This is a genomic window from Streptomyces sp. E2N166 (assembly GCF_003671715.1).
Taxonomy (GTDB): domain Bacteria; phylum Actinomycetota; class Actinomycetes; order Streptomycetales; family Streptomycetaceae; genus Streptomyces; species Streptomyces thinghirensis.
In genome coordinates, this window is sequence record NZ_RAIF01000032.1 from 639,012 (window position 1) to 642,349 (window position 3,338).

The window sequence follows — 3,338 nt, forward strand, 5'->3', positions numbered from 1 at the left end:
TGCGGCAGCGGCGCAGGCAGACCCGGGCCAGCGACGACCTGTGGAGCAGGGCGGAGGAGTTCGCGACCCGACTGCACGAAACGCTGTCCTCCCGGGCCGACGACGCGCGGCTGCACGCGCCGCAGAATCCCGGCCTTTCCGGTGCCGCCGGGCGGAACGTTCTCAACGCCGCCTATCTGGTACGGCGCGACGTGTCCGAGGAATTCGTGGAAATGGTGGACGGGACGAAGGACGACGCCCCCGGAATCCGGGTGGAACTCACCGGACCGTGGGCGGCCTATTCCTTCGCCGGTGAAGAGGCCGGTGAACGAGGGGCCGCCGGCGGGGAGAGCGCGGGGGAGGGGTCATGACCGTCGTCGAACGCCGTGAGATCGCCCTGGTCGATCTGCTCGACCGGCTGCTGGCCGGGGGAGTCGTCATCACCGGTGACGTCACGCTGCGCATCGCGGACGTCGACCTGGTCCGCATCGACCTGAACGCGCTGATCAGCTCGGTCAACCACAATGTTCCGTCACCGTTCGGGGATTGACGTGAGTGAACATCCTGAGCCCCGCAAGCGCCTCGACCTCGACCCCGACACGGTCGAGCGCGATCTGGTCAAGCTGGTGCTGACCGTAGTCGAGCTGCTGCGCCAGCTCATGGAGCGCCAGGCACTGCGCCGCGTCGACGAAGGCGACCTGAGCGAGGACCAGGAGGAGCGGATCGGGCTGACCCTGATGCTCCTCGACGACCGCATGACCGAACTGCGCGACCGCTACGGCCTGCGGCCCGAGGACCTGAATCTGGACCTCGGGCCGCTGGGACCGCTGCTGCCCCGGGAGTGAACCTCCCGGGGCAGCAGCCTCATCACCTGCAGTTCATCGGTTCACCACCGGTACCAGCGGCTCCTGCCGCCGCCGGCCTTCGTCCCGCGGGCCAGGAACCCCAGCAGCCACAGGACCAGGACTGCCAAGGCAATCCACCAGAGGATCTTCACGGCGAATCCGGCGCCGAAAAGAATGATTGCGAGAAGCAGCACGATCAGAAGTGGAACCATGATGCGGACCTCCTGCCGTACTGGTTTCCCGGATTCCACCGATCAGGCGCCCGTCAGGCGTTCTTTCGGCACAGAATCTCCCCGTGCAGGACGCTGAACCAGCTCTCCGGCCGCTCACCCCACTCCCGCCAGGCGCCCGAGACGGCCCGCAACCGCTCCGTCGTCGCGTGGCCACCCTCGGTGGCGAGTCCGGCGTACGCGGACGCCACGGTGCGGTCCGCCCACAGGCCGCTCCACCACCGGCGCTCCTCGGGTGTGGCGAAGGTCCAGGTGGCGGAGGTCGCCGTGATGTCGGTGAACCCGGCCTCGAGTGCCCAGGCCTTGAGCCGGCGTCCGGCGTCGGGCTCGCCGCCGTTGGCGCGGGCCACCCGGTGGTACAGGTCCAGCCAGTCGTCCATGCCCGGGGATGCGGGGTACCAGGTCATGGCGCCGTAGTCCGAGTCGCGGACGGCGATGATCCCGTTCGGCCGCGCCACCCGCCTCATCTCGCGCAGGGCCTGCACCGGGTCGCCCACGTGCTGGAGTACCTGGTGGGCGTGGACGACGCAGAACGTGTCGTCCGGATAGTCCAGCGCGTGCACGTCCGCGACCGCGAAGTCGGTGTTCACGAGCCCGCGTTCGGCTGCCGTGGCCCGGGCCCGTTCGACGATCTCCGGGGCCCGGTCCACGCCCGTGACGTGTCCGTCCGGGACCAGCTCCGCCAGGTCCGCGGTGATGGTGCCCGGACCGCAGCCGATGTCCAGGATCCGCATGTGGGGCCTCAGCGAGCCGAGCAGATAGGCGGCGGAGTTGGCGGCGGTGCGCCAGGTGTGCGAGCGGAGCACGGACTCGTGGTGTCCGTGCGTGTATACGGCGGTCTCCTGCGGCTTCGGCAAGGTGGGTCCCCTCTCCCGGCGATGCGATCACCGTACGCGCACTGATCGGATGATGAGACCTGCGTTTTACAGTATGGACTGACGGGTCATCAGGAAAGGTCGCCGGCAGTGGCGTCAGGAGGGAAAGGCCGCCAGGAAGGGAGCCCGCCAGGAAGGGAGCCCGTCAGGAGAGGAGCCCATCGCCGGGCAGCGGGCGGTACACCGTGAGCGCCTCGGGCAGCTTCTCGAGCGTCAGGTCGCCCTCCGTCTCCGTCAGTTCGCCGTCGAAGGCCATCAGCGTGCCCGGCGCGACTCCGGACAGGCGCAGCCGGCTCACCTGCACCGCCGCGTGGGCGGGGGAGCGGGTCAGCGGACCGGCCAGGGCCGCGGACAGCAGCCGCAGGGCCGGCCGGCGGCCACCGTGCACCACCCGCACGTCCAGCTGCCCGTCCGCCAGGTCGAGCCGGCGGCCGGAGGCGATGCCCCTGCGGTGGTACGTGCCGTTGCCCGCGAACAGCATCCACAGCGGGCGCCGGCGGCCCCGTACCTCGGCCTCCAGCGGGTGCCGGTCGGCGCGCAGCACCCGCACGGCCGCGACCACTCCGGCCGGCCAGCCGCCGATCCGGGGAGACCAGCGCTCCCGCTCGCGCACCAGTTCCGGGTACACGCCGAGGCTGAAGGTGTTCAGGAAGACACCGTGCTGCCCGCCGGAGGCGAACCGGCCCACGTCCACGCGCACGCCCTCGCCCCGTTCCAGCGCCCGGCACAGATCCCGCACGTCCTCCACCCCGAGGTCGTAGGCGAAGTGGTTGAGCGTGCCGCCGGGCAGCACCGCGAGCGGCAGCCCGCGGCACACTGCGATCTCGGCCGCGGCGTTCACGGTGCCGTCGCCGCCGCACACACCGAGCACCCGGGCGTGTTCCGCCGCCTTCTCCAGCTCGGCCCGGACGTCCTCCGGCTCGCACTCCACCACCTCCGCGTCGGGCAGCGCGTCGCACAGCGCCCGCACCCGGTCCGAGGTGCCCGAGCCGATGTTGGCCACCATGACGAGGCCCTCGCCCCCGGGCAGCGCCGGGACCTCGGCGCGCGGCCGGGCCGGCGGGGTGAGCTGGGCGCGCGTCGGCACCATGCCCCGTACGGCGAACGCGGCCCCCACCCCGAGCGCCGCACCGGCCACCACGTCACTCGGATAGTGGACGCCGGTGTAGACCCGGGAGAGGGCGACCGCGGCGGCCACCGGGGCCACCGCCGCGCCCCACGCCGGGGACTCCAGCGCGACGCCGGTCGCGAAGGCGGCGGCCGACGCGGCGTGCCCCGACGGGAAGGACGTGGTGATCGGCTGCCGCTTCAGCTGCCGGATCAGCGGTACCGGGTCCAGTACGGGACGGGCCCGGCGGATCGAACGCTTGCCGAGGGTGTTGATCGTCAGCGAGGCCAGGCTCAGCGAG

General features: G+C 71.8%; 6 protein-coding genes. 3 read left to right on the forward strand and 3 right to left on the reverse strand.

What is annotated here, in order from left to right:
• The 3 genes from EBH09_RS39365 to EBH09_RS30065 form a co-directional block, all read left to right on the forward strand.
• A partial coding sequence (locus EBH09_RS39365) for a GvpL/GvpF family gas vesicle protein (protein ID WP_238697476.1) occupies positions 1-350 on the forward strand: 350 nt, incomplete at its 5' end.
• On the forward strand, positions 347-529 hold the full coding sequence (locus EBH09_RS30060) for a gas vesicle protein (RefSeq protein ID WP_121750043.1): 183 nt from the start codon (positions 347-349) through the stop codon (positions 527-529). The genes EBH09_RS39365 and EBH09_RS30060, both read left to right, overlap by 4 nt.
• Positions 504-824, forward strand: a complete 321-nt coding sequence (locus EBH09_RS30065) for a gas vesicle protein K (protein WP_193776609.1) — start codon at positions 504-506, stop codon at positions 822-824. The genes EBH09_RS30060 and EBH09_RS30065 overlap by 26 nt, the downstream gene beginning before the upstream one ends.
• Positions 825-865: 41 nt before the next feature.
• Here the strand turns inward: EBH09_RS30065 and EBH09_RS30070 are convergent, their stop codons facing one another.
• The 3 genes from EBH09_RS30070 to EBH09_RS30080 form a co-directional block, all read right to left on the reverse strand.
• Positions 866-1,036 carry a hydrophobic protein gene (locus EBH09_RS30070; RefSeq protein WP_121750045.1) on the reverse strand — a complete coding sequence of 57 codons (171 nt, stop codon included), beginning with the start codon at positions 1,034-1,036 and terminating at the stop codon, positions 866-868.
• 53 nt (positions 1,037-1,089) lie between these two features.
• Positions 1,090-1,911, reverse strand: a complete 822-nt coding sequence (locus tag EBH09_RS30075) for a class I SAM-dependent methyltransferase (protein WP_121750046.1) — start codon at positions 1,909-1,911, stop codon at positions 1,090-1,092.
• A gap of 163 nt (positions 1,912-2,074) precedes the next feature.
• On the reverse strand, positions 2,075-3,338 hold a 1,264-nt coding region (locus EBH09_RS30080; RefSeq protein WP_238697477.1), incomplete at its 5' end, for a bifunctional phosphatase PAP2/diacylglycerol kinase family protein.

Coding starts and splice junctions, on each gene's coding strand:
- EBH09_RS30060 (WP_121750043.1), top strand. CDS start 347: ATGACCGTCGTCGAACGCCGTGAGATCGCCCTGGTCGATCTGCTCGAC.
- EBH09_RS30065 (WP_193776609.1), top strand. CDS start 504: ATGTTCCGTCACCGTTCGGGGATTGACGTGAGTGAACATCCTGAGCCC.
- EBH09_RS30070 (WP_121750045.1), bottom strand. CDS start 1,036: ATGGTTCCACTTCTGATCGTGCTGCTTCTCGCAATCATTCTTTTCGGC.